Below are 21,219 nucleotides of genomic sequence, written 5' to 3' on the forward strand. Positions count from 1 at the left end.
TTCTTTAGCGGTTGATCTAAAGGAGGGAATGGGAAATGAAAGCTGATTTAGTCATTATAAATGGACAAGTTTTTAACACGTTTACGAAAAAGTTTGAACAGAAAAATGTGTACATTGTTAAGGATAAATTTTATTATTTGACAGCTGACGAAGTGGAGAATTTCCAGGCTGGTGATGTAGTCGATGCAAGAGGTCAGTATTTGGTCCCAGGCTTAATGGATATTCATATGCACATTGAAAGCTCTATGACGTCCCCTGCCATTTTTTCAGAGGCTGTCCTAACCCATGGAGTGACAACCGTTGTGGCTGATGCTCACGAGATTGCCAATGTGTTTGGCATGGAAGGGCTGGAGGCGTTTTTTGCCCAGCCGAGTGTCATGGATATTTTCTATGCGATTCCTTCCTCTGTTCCTTCGACGACCCCAGAGCTGGAAACGACTGGCGGTTATATTGGTGTTGAAGAAGTGAAGCAGCTCCTCAAGCATCCGAAAGTAATCGCTTTAGGGGAAGCAATGGACTTCAATGGCATTGTCAATCAACAGGATTCCTTGATTCGGCAGATTTTACGCGTTGTTCAAACGGAGAGGCCAGCTATGCCTTTGGAAGGACATGTGCCGCGTGTTTCGGATTTGGAATTGGCCAAATTTTTATATGCGGGCATTACCGCTGACCACACCCATCAGTCGCCCCAATCGATTTATGAGAAAATCACCGGCGGGATGTTTTTAGAATTTCAAAAGAAATCAATAACGCCGGAAAATATGCGTGTTATTGTGGAAAATCAATTCTATGAATATATGGCTATCATTACAGATGATGTGATGGCGGACGACTTGCTTGAAGGACATTTGGATGCAAACGTACGTTTAGCCATTTCATGCGGCATGCCGGCAGAACAGGCGCTATACTGTGCTACCTATACCCCTGCAAGACGGATGGGATTCCAGGACCGCGGTGCTATTGTCCCGGGGTTTAAAGCCGATTTTCTATTAGTAGATGATGTGGAAACCCTGGATATTGCGGCAGTTTATAAGGATGGAAAATTGGTACACGAGCGGGGAAATGCAATCAAGTATCCAGCAGTGGAACCTGCTTTTCCTGAGCACTTCTATCAATCCATACATTGTCGGGAACTGACTTTAGAGGATTTGCGGATCAAGGTGAATTCGGCTGAAAAGGCTGTCGTCAACGTGATGCAAATTTCCGAAGTGGGTACCTTTACCGAACATGTACAACGGGAGATGGCTGTTAAAGATGGCTATTTAGATTGGGAGAATAGCGGGCTGGCCTTAATTGTAGTAATGGAACGGTATGGGAAAACAGGGAACATCGCCTATGGATTTGTTGAGAATGCTTTATCTGAAAAAGGAGCTGTAGCCACTACTTGGGCACATGATCATCATAATTTGATGGTAATGGGGACGAGTGCGTCAGATATACTTGCAGCACAGAAACAATTATTGGACATGCAAGGCGGATACGTCGTGACACAAGCGGGACAGGTGAAAGCGGTATGCCCATTGCCAGTCGGTGGGATTATCAGCGATGCACCGATTCAAGAATTAGGTCAGCGACTAAAGGAAGTACGTCAAGCAATGATTACCTTAGGCTATCGCAACAGTAATGAGATCATGTCTTTTTCAACTTTGTCTTTGCCGGTTTCACCTGCTATCAAAATTACTGACAAAGGGATGATGAATGTACGTTCGCAAATGATGATCCCATTGGTGGAGGATTGAGAAATTGAAGATAGTTATTAAAAACGCTTGGATATTAACAATGAATGAAAAGATGGAGCAGTTTCAAGACGGCTATTTAGTAGTAGACGATGGTAAAATTATAGAGGTTGGTCCAATGAATTTACTGCCAAAGGGGCTGGCTTTCGACCAAGGTTTTGATGCCAGAGGGGCGATTTTACTGCCGGGTATGGTCAATACGCATACTCATATCGGGATGATTCCGTTTCGTTCCTTAGGTGATGACTATCATGACCGGCTGCGCCGTTTCTTATTTCCGTTAGAAAATGAATGTATGAATGAACAGCTTGCCTATACGAGCGGAAAATATGCGATTGCCGAAATGCAGCTTGCAGGTGTAACAACCTTCTTTGATATGTATTATTTTGAGCAGCAATTGGCAGAAGCCGCAGAAGAAATGCATAGCCGCGGCCTTTTGGCTGAAACAGTCATTGACTCCGTAACGGTCGATGTGCCGGTGCCAATGGGCGGCTTGCAATACGCCGAAGGGTTTCTGCCAAGATGGCATGGAAATATCAGGATTCGGGCAACGGTAGCACCGCATGCCCCTTACACGAACACCATTGAAGTGCTCCAGCAAGCGGATGCTTTGTCTCAAAGGTACAATGTGCCGTGGATGATGCATGTCAGTGAAATGGATTTTGAAATGGAGAAGTATCGTAAAGAACGCAATCAAACGCCGATTGAATTTTTAGAAGAGATCGGTGTGCTAAGCTCAAGGCTGGTAGCTGCCCACTGTATTCATTTGTCTGATCATGATATTGAATTGCTGAAGCGGTATGATGTAAAGGTTGCTCATTGTATCGGCGCCAATACAAAATCGGCTAAAGGTGTGGCCCGTGTCCAGGATTTATTGTCTGCGGGTGTGACAGTTGGGTTGGGAACAGATGGCCCAAGCAGTGGGAATACGCTCGATTTATTCAGCCAAATGCGCTTGTTTGCGAATTTCCATAAAACTATTTTACAGGATCGCGGTGCCTTCCCAGCGGAAGAGATTGTGAAGTTAGCGACGATCGGGGGAGCGAAGGTTTTAGGTATGAAGGAGCAAATTGGCTCTATCGAGGCAGGGAAACAAGCTGACTTCATTCTGGTAGAAGTTGATTCAGTCAATATGTTTCCTATTTTTGATCCGTATAGTGTTTTGGTGTACTCTGCAAATGCCGGAAATGTAAGAGATGTATTCATCGATGGAAAGCAAGTTGTGGCAGAAAAACAATTAGTAAATTTTGATCTAATGAAATTAAGAGCAGAGCTTACTTCAGCCATGGAGGAATGTGGATTTAAAAGAAAGGCACTAAAAGCAATGGAGGGAAAATAGGATTAGAGTTGGTTGGTAACTCCCCTTGCTGCATTATCAAACGTATCTACAATCAGTGGTCGACACATGTAGAATGTGGGGCGCAACTCATTTTAAAGAAAGGCAACTAACCTGGGGAGTTGCCTTTTTTCTATTTCTAACTAAATTTCACCGGTTATGATTAATTCAAAAAGGTTGAGATATGGCAGTGAAACGGATTAGTTTTTGGTGAAATGTGGTATCCTGTTGTTAGGAAATAAGAGATTAAAGGAGAGATGAAAATGTCCTATATCGTTGATTTTAAAAATGTGTCTACAGTGGGTTTAGAGTCCTCACCGGTAGCAGAAGCGCTTGCTGGTTTACGTGCTAATGAAGCCCGTTACTTTATGAACAAATACAAGCATGAATTTACGGTCGTACCAGCTAGCGAAAGCGGGGAGACCCTTGATTATGTGAACCGAATTTTGAAAGAAGAACGTGATATTGAGTTTGCCGCTAAACCTTTAGAGACGTCGCGTTTTCAAGTGGAAAATATCGATTGGACTTATGTCTTTTATGAGGATGGTCTTTCGGTCAACGTCCTGTATACAGTTGATAATCCTAAGAAGCGGGCTGTTGGTTTTAAGCTTTCTGAGGGGATGGAGGTACCAGAGGAGTTAGAAGGGAAGTTTAAGTTTGCTAGGCAGAAGTCTAAACTAGCTGGAACAATTCGTGGCTCGTTTTTTGTAATTAAAGGTGAATATTAGGGGGAACACGTTTATGATCCCAGCAAAAATAGATCCTTTATCTATCACTCCAATAAGGGAAAAAAGCCTCGAGTCCATCGTTGATTGGTTTGACCAACATAAACAATCGTTCTATACTCTGGGCTGGTCTTATCTTAGGACTCAGCAGCAAATGGAAGAGCTTTTTTACCGGTCTATTATAAAAGTGCACAAGGAATTACCTCGTTTTAAAAGTGAAACAACATACGAAACGGGGGTTACATCTATTTTTATACATAACTGCCGAGAACTTTCTAAAGATAGAAGTTTACAAGACTCAGAGGAAAGTGAACAACATAAGGATTTATTTAAAGCACTTGATCGGTTGAAAGAGGATGAGAAAGTAGCGGTGGCCCTTACATATGTAAAAGGAATCTCTAAGGAGGAAACGGCACATCTTCTCCAAGTTTCAATGGAAAAGCTGAAAGAGCTTCTGTTTTCCGGTATCCAGTCAGTTAGAAAAGAAATGGGGTACGGGTCATCCTTTAATGGTTGTAAGGAGTACCAAAAGAATTATATCGATTACTTGGAAAGAACCATGGATCGGTCGGAAAAGATTGATTTCGAGGTGCATATTTATCATTGTCAAGACTGTCAGAAGGATTTGGGTCCCTTTCAGGATGTCATGTTAACTATGGTAAATCTTACTGAAAGGATGAAGGATTTCCGTGTGCCATCTGATTTCATGGAGAACGTCAAAGCTAGGCTGGCAGAAAGGGAAAAGCAAAGACAACAGAAGAATAACAAACGTAAAAGAGTGGGCCTTGTTTTTGCAAGTGTTTTAGCATTATTAATGGGTATAGAAGTTTTTACAGGATCTTTTACCAACCTTTACTACACATGGACAGAAGAAGATCAAGAGTTGCGTGCCTTTCTGCAACAGGGCCTGGGTGAAAGGCTGAACCTGGAAGCGGAAAGCGCGGGGGTGAAAATTAAGATCAAGAGCGCGATTGCTGATGATGTTCAGACGCTTATCCTTTATGAAATAGAAGATACAGAAGAAGACAATCAATATGTAATGGATTATAATGAAGGTTTTTTTGTAGAGAACGAACAAGACATCATGAGCCGTGATACATATCCAAGGTACTATCCTCCTGACCTTAAATCGGCTGAAAATAATAGAGAAAAGAATGTGTATCATGGAAAGATTAGTCTGCTGCCACTCACAACGGATAACGGGACAATCAAACTCAAGATCACCAAGCTTCAGAAATTGATTCGTGATGCCTCTGACCAGAATAGTTTTAGGCCTTACGGGAACATGGAGAATAAAGCGGGGGAGTGGAACTTCGAGATTCCTGTAACAAAACAGCCATCTATCGAATATGCGTTGAATGAAGAGACTGACATCGACGGGATCCCAATTCGATTTGATAAACTAACGATTGCTCCAACAGCAACGATTCTGCAATATGCTATTAATAATGAACAGACAGAGAAACGGGTGGATTTTCTTAATTTTGACAATCTAGAAGTGAACGATAAAAAAATGAAAGCTGATATGTATGGCAGCAAATTTTTGGATATACAGCAAGACATGAATTGGACTACTTTTCAAACACATTTTGACTCTCTTTTTGGAGAAAAGCCTAAAAAGATCAGCGTTCAATTCAAATCTGTTCTTTTAACGTTTGAAGACCACAAAACCATTGAACTGGACGCTGCTAAGGAATATCCTCAAACTTTTGAGTATGCAGGCAGTACAATCTCTATCGACCAGGTGGAAGTTGGACAGCCTACCAATGTTATCATAAGCAATCATGAAATTAAGAATCGGGCATATGAGTCGCTTAACTTCAATATTGTGGGTGAGGATGAAAATGAAATTAGTTCAATGGAGATGGATTCAGAAGGAGTGCTCGTTGATAAAGACGGAGTAGAATACGATATGAGTAAAATTCATATACCATATGAAGAAATCGAACAGCCTCGCAATTTTTTTACCGTTCAAAGAATAAGATTACACAGTAACAACGCTGATGACAAAGTGATCCCTAAAAGACTGGAGATTTATGGGTATAGCACTACGAAATATTTGGATGATGTTGTGAAGATTTCGTTGGACTAACATAAATCATAGGTGATTATATTTTTCCAAAATAAGTAACTCGCATGTACAAACCATCTTGGATATGCTATGTTTTTATTAATCAGAAAATTTAAATTAATAGAATAGGAGGAGTAAAATGGAACATATTTTAGTAGAAACGCAGAATGGGGTTCGCACCTTAACACTAAACAGGCCAGAGCGTCTCAATGCTGTCAATGATAAACTTAGTGCTGAGATTATTCAGGCTATTTCAGAGGCATCTGCTGACGATGAAGTCCGTGTCATTGTGATAACCGGGAGCGGAAAAGGTTTTTGTGCAGGTCTTGACCTGACTGAGTTTGCGAAGAGAGATAAATCCGCTGATTCTCGTCATAAAACATTAGATAACCTGGGCTGGGTTGGTCATCAGGCGTTAGGAATCGTTCATTGTGATAAACCTGTCATCGCCGCGATTAACGGAATTGCAGCTGGTGCAGGACTCGCTCTGGCTCTTGCCTGTGATCTGCGCTTTATGTCTGCTGGTGCAAGGGTAACTGCTGGATACATTCGCCGCGGTCTTAATCCGGATGCGGGAATGACCTATTTCTTACCACGTTTGGTAGGACAGGGAAAAGCAACGGAGTTGATATATACGGGTCGCGATATCTATCCTGAAGAAGCAGAACGGATTGGTTTGGTTAATGGAATATTCCCAGATGAAGAATTCCAAGATAGGGTTATGAATTTTGCTAAGGAGTTAGCGGAAGGACCGCCTGTTGCGCTGACACTTTCCAAAAGATTGCTCGCCGCAAGCCCTGACACGGATCTTACAACAATTCTAAAACAAGAATTAGCTTCAATTAAAGTTTGTTTTGGAACAAAAGACGTCCAAGAAGGGGTAAAAGCTTTTGCCGAGAAACGGAAACCTGTTTTCCGGGGAGAGTAGTAATAAGTAAATTTAAAGAATAATTAAGTTTCGGGGGCCATCCCCCGTCTTTTTTTTTGCCAATTTTTCTACAAGAGTGTTCCATGATAAAGTATGGTAATATGGAATCATGTACTTAAGTTGTAGATAGTAATAACCACTTTTTGGGGAGGTTGTAAGGATGAGTCAAAATGGAATACCTTCCGCACTGAAAGGCAAAAGTGCTGCTATTTCAAATAATCGTTCCGGCCTTATGGCTGATATAAAAGCTCTTTTTAAAGGACCTGTCTTAATAGCCAATGTTCTGCCAGTATTTACTGGGTTTTGGCTGGCCCTTTATTTTACCGGCGCCTCTTTTTCTGATTACTTGAATGTATTTTTGCTGACCATCATCGGCAGTACGCTGGTCATGGGCGGAGCACTTGTCATCAATAACTGGTATGATGTTGACATCGATACTGTCATGGATAGAACGAAGCATCGGCCGACCGTAACAGGGCATATTCCTCTAAAAGTAGTATTAACGATAGGAATTGTCCTCACAGTACTAGGCTTCATTCTTTTGTCTTTTACAAGATGGGAGGCAGTGATTTATGCCTTCGTAGGCTGGTTTACTTATGTCATCTTATATACAATGTGGTCCAAACGGAGGTATACACTTAACACCGTGATTGGTGCCGTTTCAGGTGCTGTTACCCCGCTAATTGGCTGGACGGCAATTGAGTCAGGGACTCATATTGTTCCGATTATGTTATTTCTGATTATCTTTGTTTTCCAAATGCCGCATACCTTTGCCATCGCGATGAAGAAGTGCGAGGAATATCGTGCGGCGAAGGTAGCGATGCTGCCTGTGGTACATGGGTTTGAAATGACGAAGCGGCAGATGGTGGTCTATATCGCCTGCCTATTGCCATTGCCGTTTTATCTAGGATCGCTTGGGCTTACCTTTGTTGTCATTGCGACAGTGATGAACCTTGGCTGGCTAATTGTCAGCATCAGCGGATTTTTTACAAAAGATGACCTGAAATGGGCCCAGATTAATTTTCTGTACTCCGTAAACTATATCACCATCCTGTTTCTTATGATGATTGTGGTAACATTGCCAATATTTAAATAGGCTATTTAGCAGCTGTCCTTATGAAAAATAAGGGCGGCTTTTTTGTTTTTTTAAGATGATTTTACTTTAATTCACAAATTTGTCATTTTTGATTTCTTCCCCTTTTCCCGCCATTTTTTTCTATTCCACAATAAAAATTATTCGATTAACAAGTTAAAAACAGTGGAAATACAGCTATTTTCCGTACTCTTTTTCATAAACATTCGGATTTTGGACAAAAAGTACAATAATATTCCCTTTTTTCTTACGACCAAAATCACTTATGAAATGTGACGCAGTTCACTTCGCTGAGAATCGTTCCTAACTATGATAGAAGTAAGAAAACAGAATAAATCAAAAGGGGGATTCACAAATGGCATCTGCAAAAGCAAATCGCAATAATAAGCCAGGCAAGCAGCACGAAGAACCGTTAAAAGGTACATGGATTTCCGTAGGTGTGGTTGGCGTCGTTATTCTCGTTACTTATTTAACTTTATATGGGCTTTATATGACTAGAGTATAGGGGGGAAAGAAATGAAAATGCATCTTGATGAAAAAATATGGCTGGCATTAAGCTTCGGTATAATGATGATTTTCATGTTAATCACGGGCTATCAGGCTGTTGCTGAAGGAATGGCACCGCCAAGTAATGTCCAAACAATCGATTCGCAAAAAGTAGATCAAACAGCGCCTTTTGATAAGCCTGGAATTAAACAGATTGGCGATCATGAATACGAAGTAGTCATGACATTGCAAGTATTTAGCTTTAATCCTGGAAATATTGAAGTTCCAGCTGGATCAACAGTACATTTTATCTTAACTTCAAAAGATGTTGTCCACGGTTTTGAAATTGCCGAAACTAACGCTAACGCAATGGTAACACCAGGTTATATCTCAAGAGTTACCCAAAAGTTTGATAAACCGGGAAGTTATTTAGTGTTATGTAACGAATATTGCGGTGCCGGTCACCAAATGATGAGCACGACAATTACGGTTAAGTAAAGGGGGGAAAGGCTAATGGAAACAGCAATAAATCAAACGTATAAAACAAAAGCAACTAAATTACTAGGTGTTAATAAAGCAGACGCAAAAATTTCGAAAACATATTTATTTGTATCATTTGTCATCTTGTTAGTTGGTGGATTTTTAGGGTTAGCGCAAGGATTAAACCGTGCCGGTCTTCTAGAACTGCCATCGTGGTTAAACTATTATCAGGTTCTTACGATGCACGGTGTGTTCATGCTTCTTGCCTTCACTACTTTCTTTACATTCGGCTATCTGTATGCAGGTCTTTCACATGAACTGGGAGGGCTTCTTCCAAAGGTTAGAAAGATTGTCTGGACTGCGTTTGCATCCAAGATTATTGGCGCGGTATTGGTTGTTATTCCAATCCTCATGAATGAAGCATCAGTAATGTACACATTCTATCCTCCTTTAAAAGCACACCCAATGTTTTATATCGGGTTGGTATTCTTCGCAGTGGGTATGTGGCTGTGCAACGTTGGCGCATTTATCCAAGTAGCCAATTGGCGGAAAAATAATAAAGGAAAGCATGTTCCAATCTTCTCTTACTTTGCAACTGGTATTAACGTTCTAATGTTTTTTGCACTTATTCCTGTAGCAATCGAAGTTTTATATCTAATTCCTTGGTCTTTAGGCTGGGTTAAGACCGTTAATGTTATGGTTTCTCGTACATTATTCTGGGCCTTTGGACATACGCTCGTAAATATCTGGTATTTAACAGCTACTTCTGCATGGTATGTCATTGCACCGAAATTAATCGGCGGCAGACGCTGGAGCGACACATTAACCCGCGTCGTTATTATCGCTTTGGTAATCATGAACATTACCGGTGGATTCCATCACCAAATCATTGACCCAGGAATTTCTTTACCAGTTAAAATGATGCACGTATTTATGAGTTTAGCAATTGGTTTCCCATCATTAATGACCGCTTGGGCAATGTTTGCAGTATTTGAAAAGACTGCAAGAAAGCAAGGCGGAAAAGGACTAATCGGCTGGTATAAAAAAATGCCATGGGGCGATGTTCGTTTCCTAGCGCTATTTATCAGTATGGCTTCCTTTGCTCCAGCGGGTGCCGGTGGTATTGCGCAAACAACAAACCAATTGGACACAGTTGTTCATAACACGATGTGGATTGTCGGTCACTTCCACTTAACACTTGGTGTGACGGTCGCATTGGCATTCTTTGGGATTAGTTATTGGTTAGTTCCATATATTTCAGGACGTGTTCTAACACCACAAATCAATAAATTAGGTGTTATCCAAACTTGGATCTGGACAATCGGCATGATCTTTATGTCAGGTGCCATGCACACAGTCGGATTATTTGGCTCACCACGAAGAACTTCATTTACAACATATGGCGATCATGCAACAGCGTTAGGCTGGAGCCCATATATGATGGCAATGGCTGTCGGTGGTACTTTGTTAATCATCGGTGTTATTCTTCAAGTGTATGCGGTAATTAATATGATGTTCTTTGCACCAAAAGGAGAAACAGAATTCCCAATTGCGGAAGCAGAAGAAAATGCCTCTCCAACTCCTTATTGGACAGAGCGCTGGGGACTATGGATTGTGGTTATGCTGTTAGTCGTTGCAATGGCATATGTCGTTCCAATAACAGAATTTATTGTTAATGCACCTCCAGGATCACCTGGATTCAAAACTTGGTAATTAGAAAAGCGGAAGCGCCTTGCACAGGGGCTTATGACCCCGAGCCCCTAGGCGCTGAAGCTGGACAGAATTGATAACAAAAGAGATAGCTCGTTTGCTGGGCTATCTCTTTCTGCTAAAAGAGAGAGAACTTTTTTAAAAATAGGTTTGGGAAGTGGTCGTTATGATCAAAAATCGGCATCAGGTAATTTCACTATTAGTCGTATTTGTGTTTGGATTTGTTTTATTTTATACAGGTACAGACGGGTTTCGGGCCTTTACGGCGGAAACGGCCAGGGTGAACAGGCTGCTGGACGAGAAGCCGAAATTTCCTAAAATAACGTTGGAGGACAGTAAGCAACGGGAGTATTCCATTTCTGAATTCAAAGGGAAGTACGTATTTATTACCTTTCTTTATACGTCTTGTACATCTGTCTGTCCACAGTTAGAAATGAACATGTCAAAGGTTTACGAGCAGATTCCAAAAAAATATTTGGGAAAAGATATTGTATTTTTAAGCATTAGCTTTGACCCATCCAGAGACACTCCACAGACGCTGGAAAAATACCGCACTTATTTTAAAAGTGATGGGGAAACCTGGCGGATGGCAAGGGTTCCGGACAAGAATGAATTGGATGCATTGCTAAAAGAATTTGGAGTGACTGTCATTCCTGACGGATACGGGAATTTCACGCATAATTCAGCATTTTATTTAGTGGACCCAAAAGGCATTCTTCAAGATGTGATGGACTATAAAAAAATAGATGAGGCATCCGATAAGGTTGTCAAGATTCTGAATCAGGAAGCGGGGGAATAATCAATGCAACAATTTATATATGGATTATTGTTACTTATTGCCCTAGCTATTCCGCCTATTGCTCATTTTATGGAATCCGTGATGATTATCCATATGCATATGCAAATGCCAATGGTGGTGTTTGCGGGATTCCTGATGGCACGACTTTTTATGGACCGCTTTCCGAGATTTTTTGAAAAATGGAACGGGAATGGCGTTCCGGGAATTTTATTGTTTGTCATAATTATAGGCTTCTGGACTCTGCCGCGTTCGATGGATGATGCTTTAACTGAACAAAGCGTAGAGGTATTTAAGTTTTTGAGTTTATCACTTTTAGCTGGAATTCCCTTGAGGGACAGCTGGAAAAAGTTAAATTCTCTTGGTAAAAATATTTTTTTCATCTTCTTCACCATTTTGTTCCTGGTGGTGGGCTGGCTTTATATTGATGCGCCTGTCCAGTTATGCAATAACTACTTGGTTATCGAGCAAATCACGCTAGGCTGGGGCTTCTTGACTACGGCAATTTGTATAGTTATATACTTGATATATATTACCTTTACGGACCGGACGAAATATGAATAATAGAAATGCAGCCGCTTGGAGTGATTCCGGGCGGCTGTTTTTAGGCAAATAAAGAGGGATGTTTAATGGCAGTGTAGAAGTAGATGACTGGAAGATAAAGAGGTGATTTAATAATGATTGAAGTGTGCTCAAAAGAGGATGTTGTCTGTGTCGAGGGGACCGTGGAAAGGTTTGGCCGCAAAATTTTTGCCTATTTAGTAGACGGCATGTTAGTTGATACGGGTCCTCAATCCCTTGAAGAGGATTTTATTTCTTTCTATAAAGAACATTCATTTGATAAGGCTGTTTTAACCCACAGCCACGAGGATCATTCCGGAACCGCACCGTGGATTCAGGAGAATCGCGATATTCCAATTTATGTCCATCCAAAAGGGGTCGGCGTTTGTGCGGAGTTTGCTCCTTATCCGAAATACCGCCAAATTACCTGGGGGGTACGAAGGGAGTTTCAGGCATTGCCGCTGGGAGAATCAATTCAATCGCACAAATCAACTTGGAAAGTGATTTACACCCCGGGCCATGCCGATGACCATGTTGCGCTTCTAGATATGGAAACTGGACGGCTTTTTTCCGGAGATTTATTTGTTGCTCCCAAAACAAAGGTGATTATGTCGAGCGAATCGATTCCAGTCATTATGGATTCGTTACGGACTCTATTAAATTATGATTTTGGTTCGATGTTTTGCGCCCATGCAGGTTACATACCGAATGGAAAAGATACGCTGAAGCAAAAATTAGACAATCTCGAGAATCTTAGCGGGGAAGTGGAGCATCTTTATAGAAGCGGGCTTTCTGTAGCAGAGATTAATGAAAAGCTGTTTCCAAAAAAATACCCGCTTATTACTGTTTCGGGCGGGGAATGGGACTCGATTCATATCGTTTCTTCAATAGTCGCGGATTTTCTAAAAGATGTTATTAAAAGTGGATCACAAGATTAACGGCAGTAACCCGGAAACGGGGAACTGCCGTTTTATTTTTTAAAAAAAAGTGGTAAATTTATCGTAAACATTATTTTAATCAGCAGATGGGTGATCAACATGGAGTTGCCAAAGGATTTTCTCGAAAAAATGAAGGGCCTTTTAGATGAGGAATATGAGGATTTTGTAAAAAGTTATCACGAGAATAGAGCGCAAGGGTTTCGGGTAAACCCTTTAAAAATCTCAGTTGAGGAATTTAAAAAAGTCAGCCCTTTTAATCTGGAAAAAATTCCATGGGTGAAAGAGGGATTTTTCTATGGAACAGAGGACCGGCCCGGGAAGCACCCGTTTCATGAGGCGGGCTTGTACTATATTCAGGAGCCAAGCGCGATGGCAGCAGGGGAGCTAGTTGACCCGCAACCGGGTGAGCGTGTCTTGGATTTATGTGCAGCGCCTGGTGGGAAAACCACTCATATTGCGGGTAAGATGCAGCAGCAGGGATTTTTGCTCACGAACGAAATCCACCCTGCACGTGCCAAAATTCTTTCGCAAAATGTGGAGCGGATGGGGATTAGGAACGCCGTTGTAACCAATGAAACCCCGGCGAGACTGGCCCAGCGGTTTCCGGGTTATTTTGACCGGATTATGGTCGATGCACCGTGCTCTGGAGAGGGAATGTTTCGCAAGGACCCTGATGCCTGTACTGAATGGAGTCCTGAGAATGTAGCGGTATGTGCCGCTCGGCAGTTTGATATTCTCAGACACGCTGGGACGATGCTTCGCCCGGGGGGCAGGATCGTTTACTCGACCTGTACATTTTCACCTGAAGAAAATGAAGGTGTCATTAGTAATTTTTTAAAAGATAACCCTACCTTTGAGATAGAGGACGTTCAGGTTTATGAGGGCTTTGGAAAGGGCAGACCTGACTGGATTTCGGATGGTGCTTCTGATCTTAGAAAGACGGTCAGGATTTGGCCGCATCAATTACAGGGTGAGGGCCACTACATGGCCGTTCTAAGAAAAACGGATGGTGACGAGGCGGGCGGCAGGCTGAAGTACGCCAAAACTTTGTCCGACCAGAAAGTTTTAAAAAGCTATTATCAGTTTGCGGAGGAGACTTTACTTGAGACGCCAAAAGGGGAATTTCTTTTATTTGGCGAGCAGTTGTACTTGCTGCCGAAAGAGATGCTGTCATTGGAAAGTTTGAAGGTAGTCCGGCCAGGATGGCATCTGGGAACGATTAAAAAGAACCGCTTTGAGCCGTCACATGCCTTCGCTTTAGGTTTAACCGGGGAACAAGTGAAGCATAAATGGAATCTCAATAAGGATTCCCGAGAAATGCTCGCTTATTTGAAAGGAGAGTCTTTGGCGGCAGAAGGCCCGAAAGGCTGGTACTTGTTGGAGGTAGACGGCTATTCCATTGGCTGGGGCAAGCTGTCAGATCATATTTTGAAAAACCATTTCCCAAAAGGGTTAAGATGGACGGGGATGGGCTGATAGACATGAAAGAACATTATTATGATAAGCTATTAAATATAAAGACAAGAGCGGAGCAGCAGGGATTTCACCAGTCCATGCATTACCACCGCTATGAGCCAACTCCCTATAGCGGGCTGGAAGAATTATTTAAAACCTATGAGCTGAAACCGGACGACCGGGTTGTGGACTTTGGCTGCGGACGGGGGCGGCTGAACTTTTATATCGACTATTTTTTTCATGCATCAGTGGTTGGAGTTGAAATGGATGAGGGGCTGTTTCAGGCAGCTTTGGCAAATCACGAAAGTTATATTAGAAAAACAAAGAATCGCAGCGGCAAAGTTGAGTTTCGTTGCTGCCTGGCTGAAGAATATCCGGTAGCTCCTCGGGATAATCGGTTTTATTTTTTCAATCCGTTTTCGGTTCAGGTCTTTCAAAAGGTTATTAATAATATCTTAGTTTCACTGGAAGAACACCCGCGGGAAATTGATGTGATTTTATATTACCCATCTGAGGATTATATCTATTTTCTGGAAAACCAAACGGCCCTTGAACTGCAGGAGGAAGTAAAGTTGCCGTATGTTTATCGTCATAATCAAAACGAGCGATTTTTAATTTATAGGCTGGGATATTAGAGAAACTGTACGGGCAGCGTTAGGATTCACCGGGAGGGATATGGTTGTACCACCGTTTATGGATTTTTTTAAATGGATGTTTAGCCTTGATTTCTATCGTCTATATTTGGTTATTCAGTCCTCATGATAATTCACTAGTAGTTCTGGCGCAACTCTTGGCTCAGTTGGCAATGCTATTGTTTATAGTCAATATCAATATGTATTTCATCTTTTTAGTGATTCGGAAGACGTCGATACGAAAGGTGAAAATCCGGCTTGCCAAGTTTTCACGCTATTTTATGAAATGGCATATCCCGATTGCGGTATTGGGTACGTCAACGATTATTGGCCATGCTGCGATCAATTTATATGCGATTGCCCCACTCCTTGGCTGGGGACATGTAAAATTATGGAGCGGCGTATTGGCAATGGTGACGCTGGCAGTCGTGTTGTTTGCGGGCTGGCTAAGGCACAAAAAGGCATCCGGATTCCGCCGCAGGTTCCACCTCACCGCCGCGATGATATTTCTAGTCATATTCTTGGTCCATATGTTTATTCCAGTATAATAAAAGGTATTGAAATTAGCTGAAGTGTCCTCGGACGGTGCCTGACCTAATTTGGAGGTGATTTTGAATGGAGAGTATTACGGTTGTTTCGCTGTTAGATGTAATTAGTGAGTTGTTTTCGGATGAGATTTCGATTGCGGTTTCCAACACTAGTGAGTATATTTATTACCGGCCGAGCAAGCGGATTGATTTGAAGATTCGGAGTGGCGATCCTTTGAAGGATGGCACGATTGCCTATAAGGCAGTGAATACTGGGCAGAAGGTTTCGGAGTTTATCGACCGTGACGTTTTTGGGATACCATACCACGGGATGGCTGTGCCATTTTTTCATGATGGGAACATTGAAGGCTGTGTGACAGCAATATTTCCGTCACTGACAAGCGGCAAGTTAGTCGTCACCATTAAATCAGAAGATGGCTGGATTCCAGTTCCGTTTTCACAGGTGATCTACCTCGAGGCTAAGGAAAAGAAGACCTTTGTTTACGCCGAGGAGCATAGCGGCACCCATAAATATTCGCTGCAGGAATTTGAATTTCTGCTGCCAAAGGATAACTTTATCCGCTGCCACCGCTCGTTTCTTGTGAATGTCAATCATATAAAGGAGATCCACCCTGACACCCATTCAACCTTTATTTTAACGATGAAAAATGGCGACAGGGTGCAGGTCAGCCAATCTTATTCGAGCTATTTTCGTAGATTGTTAGGATTTTAGAAAAAAATTCTGCTTTAGTCAGTAGATTTTCTGTTTTATCCGAAAATTTCGTAACTAGTCCCCAATTTCTCTGACTGAAAACCTTTATCGGTTACAATTAAAATAAAATTCCATTGGGGAGTGGGATGAAATGTTGGATAGCAGATACGAACGGATTAAAGATTCACGACTTTGGGACCGTGTAGTGTCACCAGAAGAGGCAGCATCTTGGATTCAAGACGGTATGACGCTGGGATTAAGCGGCTTTACACGTGCCGGTGATGTGAAAGCGGTTCCCTTTGCATTGGTGAAACGTGCCGAGCATGAATCGTTTAAGGTAAATGTTTATACGGGAGCATCATTGGGCTCAGACGTTGACAAGCTGTTTGCAGAGGCTGGAATTATTGGGAAAAGGCTGCCTTTCCAAGCAGACCCGACGATGCGCGGAAAAATCAATAACGGTGAGATGTTGTTTGTAGATCAGCATTTATCACACACTTCGGAACTAGTTCGCGCTGGTGTAATGGATCCTGTCGATTACGCTATATTGGAAGCGTTCTCAGTTACTGAGGATGGAATGGTGATTCCGACCACTTCAGTGGGCAATTCTCTATCGTTTGCCCTGAATGCAAAATCGATTATTATTGAGATCAATTTGGCCCATCAGGTGAACCTGGAAGGCTTGCATGATTTATATGAGCCTGGGAAGCAGGGAGAGCGCGGACCGATTCCATTGACGGGGGTAAAAGACCGAATCGGAACGATTGGAATACCGGTTGATATTGATAAGGTAAGAGGGATTGTGTTTACCAACCAGCTAGACTCACCTTCAACGATTGTTCCTCCAGACGAGGAAACGGTCATCATGGCCAACCATTTAATTGATTTCTTACGTACCGAAGTGCAAACGGGCCGTCTCACAAACCGGCTTGCGCCGCTTCAGTCAGGGATTGGTTCGGTTGCGAATGCAGTTCTTCATGGCCTCTTGGATTCAGAGTTTGAAGACCTTGAAGTATACTCTGAAGTATTGCAGGATGCCGTGTTTGATTTAATTGATGCTGGGAAGGTTAAGTATGCTTCATGCTGCTCGATTACATTGTCAGAGCAGAAGATGAAAGAGGTTTATGGCAATTTTGAAAAATACCGCGATCTGCTTATCATGCGGCCGCAGGAGATTTCCAATCATCCGGAAATTATCCGCCGTCTTGGATTAATTTCCATTAACACCGCGCTGGAATTAGACATTTACGGCAATGTCAACTCCACTCATGTACTTGGAACAAAGATGATGAACGGAATCGGCGGTTCCGGGGATTTCGCTCGCAATGCCCGCCTTGCGATTTTTGTAACGAAATCCATCGCTAAGGGCGGTAAGATATCAAGCATCGTCCCTTTCGTTTCCCACGTCGACCATACCGAGCATGATGTCGATGTCATTGTGACGGAACAGGGGTATGCAGACTTACGGGGACTTGCACCGAGGCAGCGAGTAGAATTGATCATCGAGCGCTGCGCTCATCCAATGTACCGTCAGCAGCTGCGCGAATATTACCAGGAAGCTCTCACAAGAGGCGGACAAACCCCTCATGTATTGGAAAAAGCATTTTCCTGGCATACCAATTTCGCTGCGAATGGTACCATGCTGCAGCCTGTACTGGAAACGGTCTAAAATATTATATAGAAAAGCTAAAGGTGAGCCATGTATTCTAGGGCTCACCTTTAGTTTTTTGTTTGAAAAAACATATCTAATTGAAGTTTGGGGGAATTTAGATGATGGAGGGATAAAAAATGAATAAAAATGTGATCAAGCTAACTAGTAGTGAAATATCCTCGTTATGGTCTTCATATATAAACATCGGTGTGGCAAACTGCCTATCAACACACTTTGAAGAAACATGTAATGACCCTGAAATTCTTGCTCTTCTTGAAGAGTGTCAACATTGTGCCAAAAAACATTTGAAGCTGATAGAAGATTTATTTAATGCAGAGAAAATTGCTATACCTGAAGGCTTCAAGGTGGAGAAGCATGTCATCCCCCGCGCACCAAAACTTTTTTCCGATATGTTTTATATCCATTCGATCCTTCATATTGCAATGTTTGGGATTACCTCTCATACTGCTGGAATGATTCTTGCGGCTCGGGAAGATGTTCGGATATTGTTTAAAGGGCTATTTGATGATGTTTCTTATCTCTATAATAAGGTTGTAAATTGTATGCAAGAAAAAGGGATTTTTGTAAGAATGCCATATATGAACTATCCAACTAAAATTGACTTTGTAAATAAAGAAAGTTTTTTAACTGGGTGGTTTGGCAGAAGGCGTCCTCTGTTAGGTATTGAAGTAACCCATTTAATGGTCAATGCCATTCAGAATGAAGTTGGAAGGGCAATTTGTGCTGGATTTTCTCAGGTAGCCCAAGACCAGGAGGTTAGAGAGTACTTTCTCCGAGGAAAACACGTCTGCAAGCATATCCTAAGTTCCATCCATGATGTGTTAATAGAAAGTGATGTCCCAGCGGCGATGTCGTGGGATACAAGTGTAACCGACTCAACAGTTGCACCATTTTCGGATCAATTAATGATATATATCGTGGGGATTCTTTCTAATCTAGGCATTGCAGCCTATGGCACTGCGTTATCAGCGACAATGCGCAGGGACATAAGTGCCATGTACACCGGCTTTATCGCCAAAACGGGAACGTTTGGCGAGGATGGTTTGAATTTAATGATTGAAAGAAGATGGATGGAACAGCCGCCACAATTTGAAGATCATGATAAATTGGCTAAAAAGGAATAAATGATGAAAATAAATGATTGAAAAAAGGGAATCAACCTGGTGACTGGTTATTTCCCTTTTTTATATGGAGGAGATATCAGGAGAGCGGCGAAATAAAAGAAGTGTTTGTTTTTAAGGGGGGATGTTTAATGGAAAAAAAGGTGTACGTGATTAGGCATTGTGAGGCGGAGGGACAGCTAAAGGGTGCGCAGTTAACAGAGAAGGGGCGAAAGCAGGCGAAGGAATTGGCTGAATTTTTGGCGACCTAAGTAACCCAGATGTCTACCTTTTGACCTTTTGCAATCAGAATGTCAGTATTAAGCGTGTGTGGGAGTAGAATGATCTGGTGTCAGGGACCAATTTAAGGAGAGTACAATGGAGTTAAATAAACGAATTGATGTAATTGATTATTTGCGCGGTTTTGCTTTGTTGGGAATCATTCTAGTGAATATTGGACCATTGCTGTCTGCTAAAACCCCCGCGCCTCACTCATTGGACGCTTCCTATTGGCGATTTTTATATTTATTAGTGGAAGGCCGGTTTTATACCATTTTCACCTTTTTGTTTGGCGTCGGATTCTATATTTTTATTACACGGGCCAACGCAAAGGGCAAGAACGGATATGTCTTATTCTTGAGACGAATTGCTGTACTATTCCTCTTTGGCTTGATTCATGTACAGTTTCATCCGGGAGAGGCATTAACCGTTTATGCAGCCTGTGGATTGATACTTTTGCCTTTTTATAAGATTAATAAAGCGGTTAATCTCATCATAGGGATTGGTTTGTTAGTCATTATTGGCATTTCCGCCATAAAAATTTTAATGGTTATTCCGGTTATGCTGTTAGGGATTGCAGCAGGTCAGTTCGGTTTGTTTGAGGTTGTGTCCAAAAGGATAAAGCAGGTTGCCGTTTTCACTGTGATTATGTTCGGGTTAAGCGCAATAGGACTGCTTTATCAATACCAATATGCACTGGTTTTATCCGAGGGTGTATTATTTGGAAGAGAGGCATCGAGGTTTATTAATATTGGCATAACAATAGGTCCGATTGTTTCGGCTTTTTATACCGGTCTTTTAGTGCTGTTGCTGCAGATTCAGATTATCCAAAAGCTGCTGTCACCTTTAAAAAGCTACGGAAGGATGGCACTGACGAATTATCTATTGCAAACTATGTTTATCTATCTGGCAGGCTATACCTTTAACCTGTTCGGAAGGGTTTCTTACATAGAAACTCTTTATATATGTCTGGCTATTTACGTTATTCAAATGACATTTAGTGTCATTTGGCTGCGATTCTTCCAATACGGCCCGCTCGAATGGATTTGGCGGGCAATCACCTATATGAAGCTTCCGCCAATGCGGCGACGCACTAAAGCGCCGGGGGCCTGACCCTCGGAACCCCATTCTATGCCACAAAGGACAAAGGAATCGGGCTTGGCCTATCTGTCAGCAATAAAACTATCTAAGAACACCAGCCACCATGAAAATCGAAAGTCAAATCGGCCATGGCAAAACAGTAAAAGTGGAATTGGAACATATTTAAAAAAGGTGTCAGGCACCGCTCGTGGACAAATGGGCAATTTGTCCACCAGGGGTGGACACTTTTTTGCTGTTTGCAGCATTATTTTGTATAACGGTTGGCATAGCTTGAGGCGACGAAGGCATCAGGTTTTATTTTTGGTTCTACGCCCATGGATTCCATTCTCATGACCATTTCTTTCACAAACTCACTCGTTTTGTTTCTAATTCCCGCCCCGATGTCGATATGGCCCTCTATCGTAAAAGTAGCCCCTTGATAGACATTAGGCAGAACAATATTGATTAATTCATTTTTCTTTTCCTCTGTAAACAGGGAGACGACTTCCTCCGTTAATGATAATTCCAGTGAAATCCGCTCGTGCAGCTGAGTCATTTTTCTTGGAACAATCACCTTTTTAATACACGCCCATACGCCATTCCCCATATTTTGAATGACAATGCCGGTAATGAAAATGGTATGTGACCTGTGAACCTGAGAATCCGTTCCCACCATTAAGCGGTAATTCCCGCGTGGATCACACTTCATAAATTCAGTTATTCGCTCGAAAACCTGTTCAAATGCCATTTTGCTCTCTTGAAGATTTTTAAATGTATGGCCTGCAGGCCTGGGATTTACCATCATGAATCCACCACATCTTTCCCTTCAATTCTTTGATGTTATTACTCTAGCTTATGGAAAAGTAAGGATTGGCGTGCAGCGATTGAAATGATTCTAAGGA

Annotated in this window: 21 protein-coding genes; 20 read left to right on the forward strand and 1 reads right to left on the reverse strand. The window is 42.1% G+C overall.

Annotated elements, in window-relative coordinates:
• The first annotated feature begins 35 nt into the window (after positions 1-35).
• From KHB02_RS06215 to KHB02_RS06310, 20 genes are all read left to right on the forward strand, one after another.
• Entirely contained in the window at positions 36-1,739 is a 1,704-nt protein-coding gene (locus KHB02_RS06215; protein ID WP_213147698.1) for an adenine deaminase C-terminal domain-containing protein, read from the forward strand.
• 4 nt (positions 1,740-1,743) lie between these two features.
• Positions 1,744-3,075: an amidohydrolase gene (locus tag KHB02_RS06220; RefSeq protein ID WP_213147697.1), complete on the forward strand. Its 1,332-nt coding sequence runs from the start codon at positions 1,744-1,746 to the stop codon at positions 3,073-3,075.
• 260 nt (positions 3,076-3,335) lie between these two features.
• Positions 3,336-3,800, forward strand: a complete 465-nt coding sequence (locus KHB02_RS06225; protein WP_213147696.1) for a phage tail protein — start codon at positions 3,336-3,338, stop codon at positions 3,798-3,800.
• Between the two features lie 13 nt (positions 3,801-3,813).
• Positions 3,814-5,889: a DUF4179 domain-containing protein gene (locus KHB02_RS06230; protein WP_213147695.1), complete on the forward strand. Its 2,076-nt coding sequence runs from the start codon at positions 3,814-3,816 to the stop codon at positions 5,887-5,889.
• A 118-nt stretch (positions 5,890-6,007) separates the two neighbouring features.
• A complete protein-coding gene (locus KHB02_RS06235) occupies positions 6,008-6,796 on the forward strand; it encodes an enoyl-CoA hydratase/isomerase family protein (RefSeq protein ID WP_213147694.1) in 789 nt (262 codons plus the stop codon).
• Between the two features lie 160 nt (positions 6,797-6,956).
• Positions 6,957-7,892, forward strand: coding sequence for a heme o synthase (cyoE, locus tag KHB02_RS06240; RefSeq protein ID WP_213147693.1), 936 nt, complete (start codon positions 6,957-6,959; stop codon positions 7,890-7,892).
• Positions 7,893-8,244: 352 nt separating this feature from the next.
• A complete protein-coding gene (locus KHB02_RS06245) occupies positions 8,245-8,394 on the forward strand; it encodes a hypothetical protein (RefSeq protein ID WP_213120851.1) in 150 nt (49 codons plus the stop codon).
• An 11-nt stretch (positions 8,395-8,405) separates the two neighbouring features.
• Positions 8,406-8,873: a cytochrome c oxidase subunit II gene (locus KHB02_RS06250; protein WP_213147692.1), complete on the forward strand. Its 468-nt coding sequence runs from the start codon at positions 8,406-8,408 to the stop codon at positions 8,871-8,873.
• 15 nt (positions 8,874-8,888) lie between these two features.
• The gene (locus tag KHB02_RS06255; protein WP_213147691.1) at positions 8,889-10,568 is read left to right on the forward strand and encodes a cbb3-type cytochrome c oxidase subunit I; all 1,680 of its coding nucleotides are present in this window, start codon (positions 8,889-8,891) and stop codon (positions 10,566-10,568) included.
• 163 nt (positions 10,569-10,731) lie between these two features.
• Complete coding sequence (locus KHB02_RS06260) at positions 10,732-11,364, forward strand: SCO family protein (RefSeq protein ID WP_213147690.1); 633 nt, start codon at positions 10,732-10,734, stop codon at positions 11,362-11,364.
• Between the two features lie 3 nt (positions 11,365-11,367).
• Positions 11,368-11,925: a hypothetical protein gene (locus tag KHB02_RS06265; RefSeq protein WP_213147689.1), complete on the forward strand. Its 558-nt coding sequence runs from the start codon at positions 11,368-11,370 to the stop codon at positions 11,923-11,925.
• Between the two features lie 113 nt (positions 11,926-12,038).
• On the forward strand, positions 12,039-12,860 hold the full coding sequence (locus tag KHB02_RS06270; protein WP_213147688.1) for an MBL fold metallo-hydrolase: 822 nt from the start codon (positions 12,039-12,041) through the stop codon (positions 12,858-12,860).
• Between the two features lie 99 nt (positions 12,861-12,959).
• Positions 12,960-14,336 (forward strand): RsmB/NOP family class I SAM-dependent RNA methyltransferase, encoded by a 1,377-nt coding sequence (locus KHB02_RS06275; protein WP_213147687.1) that lies wholly within the window; start codon positions 12,960-12,962, stop codon positions 14,334-14,336.
• Positions 14,337-14,341: 5 nt separating this feature from the next.
• The gene (locus tag KHB02_RS06280) at positions 14,342-14,950 is read left to right on the forward strand and encodes an SAM-dependent methyltransferase (protein WP_213147686.1); all 609 of its coding nucleotides are present in this window, start codon (positions 14,342-14,344) and stop codon (positions 14,948-14,950) included.
• A gap of 44 nt (positions 14,951-14,994) precedes the next feature.
• Positions 14,995-15,495, forward strand: a complete 501-nt coding sequence (locus tag KHB02_RS06285) for a hypothetical protein (protein WP_213147685.1) — start codon at positions 14,995-14,997, stop codon at positions 15,493-15,495.
• 67 nt (positions 15,496-15,562) lie between these two features.
• Complete coding sequence (locus KHB02_RS06290; protein ID WP_213147684.1) at positions 15,563-16,207, forward strand: LytTR family DNA-binding domain-containing protein; 645 nt, start codon at positions 15,563-15,565, stop codon at positions 16,205-16,207.
• A gap of 130 nt (positions 16,208-16,337) precedes the next feature.
• A complete protein-coding gene (locus KHB02_RS06295; RefSeq protein ID WP_420848068.1) occupies positions 16,338-17,855 on the forward strand; it encodes an acetyl-CoA hydrolase/transferase family protein in 1,518 nt (505 codons plus the stop codon).
• Positions 17,856-17,974: 119 nt separating this feature from the next.
• The gene (locus KHB02_RS06300) at positions 17,975-18,982 is read left to right on the forward strand and encodes a DUF3231 family protein (RefSeq protein ID WP_213147683.1); all 1,008 of its coding nucleotides are present in this window, start codon (positions 17,975-17,977) and stop codon (positions 18,980-18,982) included.
• Positions 18,983-19,110: 128 nt separating this feature from the next.
• Positions 19,111-19,230 carry a histidine phosphatase family protein gene (locus KHB02_RS06305; RefSeq protein ID WP_213147682.1) on the forward strand — a complete coding sequence of 40 codons (120 nt, stop codon included), beginning with the start codon at positions 19,111-19,113 and terminating at the stop codon, positions 19,228-19,230.
• A 106-nt stretch (positions 19,231-19,336) separates the two neighbouring features.
• Entirely contained in the window at positions 19,337-20,350 is a 1,014-nt protein-coding gene (locus KHB02_RS06310) for a DUF418 domain-containing protein (RefSeq protein ID WP_213147681.1), read from the forward strand.
• Positions 20,351-20,582: 232 nt separating this feature from the next.
• Here KHB02_RS06310 and KHB02_RS06315 read toward each other — a convergent pair whose 3' ends face one another.
• On the reverse strand, positions 20,583-21,119 hold the full coding sequence (locus tag KHB02_RS06315) for a ribonuclease H-like YkuK family protein (protein WP_213147820.1): 537 nt from the start codon (positions 21,117-21,119) through the stop codon (positions 20,583-20,585).
• Between the last annotated feature and the right edge of the window lie 100 nt (positions 21,120-21,219).

The sequence above is a fragment of the Neobacillus citreus genome, from assembly GCF_018343545.2.
GTDB classification, from domain to species: Bacteria; Bacillota; Bacilli; order Bacillales; family Cytobacillaceae; genus Neobacillus; species Neobacillus citreus.

Excerpts from the sequence above, each read along its gene's own strand:
- KHB02_RS06215 (WP_213147698.1), top strand. The coding sequence starts at position 36 with ATGAAAGCTGATTTAGTCATTATAAATGGACAAGTTTTTAACACGTTT.
- KHB02_RS06225 (WP_213147696.1), top strand. The coding sequence starts at position 3,336 with ATGTCCTATATCGTTGATTTTAAAAATGTGTCTACAGTGGGTTTAGAG.
- KHB02_RS06230 (WP_213147695.1), top strand. The coding sequence starts at position 3,814 with ATGATCCCAGCAAAAATAGATCCTTTATCTATCACTCCAATAAGGGAA.
- KHB02_RS06235 (WP_213147694.1), top strand. The coding sequence starts at position 6,008 with ATGGAACATATTTTAGTAGAAACGCAGAATGGGGTTCGCACCTTAACA.
- cyoE (WP_213147693.1), top strand. The coding sequence starts at position 6,957 with ATGAGTCAAAATGGAATACCTTCCGCACTGAAAGGCAAAAGTGCTGCT.
- KHB02_RS06245 (WP_213120851.1), top strand. The coding sequence starts at position 8,245 with ATGGCATCTGCAAAAGCAAATCGCAATAATAAGCCAGGCAAGCAGCAC.
- KHB02_RS06250 (WP_213147692.1), top strand. The coding sequence starts at position 8,406 with ATGAAAATGCATCTTGATGAAAAAATATGGCTGGCATTAAGCTTCGGT.
- KHB02_RS06255 (WP_213147691.1), top strand. The coding sequence starts at position 8,889 with ATGGAAACAGCAATAAATCAAACGTATAAAACAAAAGCAACTAAATTA.
- KHB02_RS06260 (WP_213147690.1), top strand. The coding sequence starts at position 10,732 with ATGATCAAAAATCGGCATCAGGTAATTTCACTATTAGTCGTATTTGTG.
- KHB02_RS06265 (WP_213147689.1), top strand. The coding sequence starts at position 11,368 with ATGCAACAATTTATATATGGATTATTGTTACTTATTGCCCTAGCTATT.
- KHB02_RS06270 (WP_213147688.1), top strand. The coding sequence starts at position 12,039 with ATGATTGAAGTGTGCTCAAAAGAGGATGTTGTCTGTGTCGAGGGGACC.
- KHB02_RS06275 (WP_213147687.1), top strand. The coding sequence starts at position 12,960 with ATGGAGTTGCCAAAGGATTTTCTCGAAAAAATGAAGGGCCTTTTAGAT.
- KHB02_RS06280 (WP_213147686.1), top strand. The coding sequence starts at position 14,342 with ATGAAAGAACATTATTATGATAAGCTATTAAATATAAAGACAAGAGCG.
- KHB02_RS06290 (WP_213147684.1), top strand. The coding sequence starts at position 15,563 with ATGGAGAGTATTACGGTTGTTTCGCTGTTAGATGTAATTAGTGAGTTG.
- KHB02_RS06295 (WP_420848068.1), top strand. The coding sequence starts at position 16,338 with ATGTTGGATAGCAGATACGAACGGATTAAAGATTCACGACTTTGGGAC.
- KHB02_RS06300 (WP_213147683.1), top strand. The coding sequence starts at position 17,975 with ATGAATAAAAATGTGATCAAGCTAACTAGTAGTGAAATATCCTCGTTA.
- KHB02_RS06305 (WP_213147682.1), top strand. The coding sequence starts at position 19,111 with ATGGAAAAAAAGGTGTACGTGATTAGGCATTGTGAGGCGGAGGGACAG.
- KHB02_RS06310 (WP_213147681.1), top strand. The coding sequence starts at position 19,337 with ATGGAGTTAAATAAACGAATTGATGTAATTGATTATTTGCGCGGTTTT.
- KHB02_RS06315 (WP_213147820.1), bottom strand. The coding sequence starts at position 21,119 with ATGGTAAATCCCAGGCCTGCAGGCCATACATTTAAAAATCTTCAAGAG.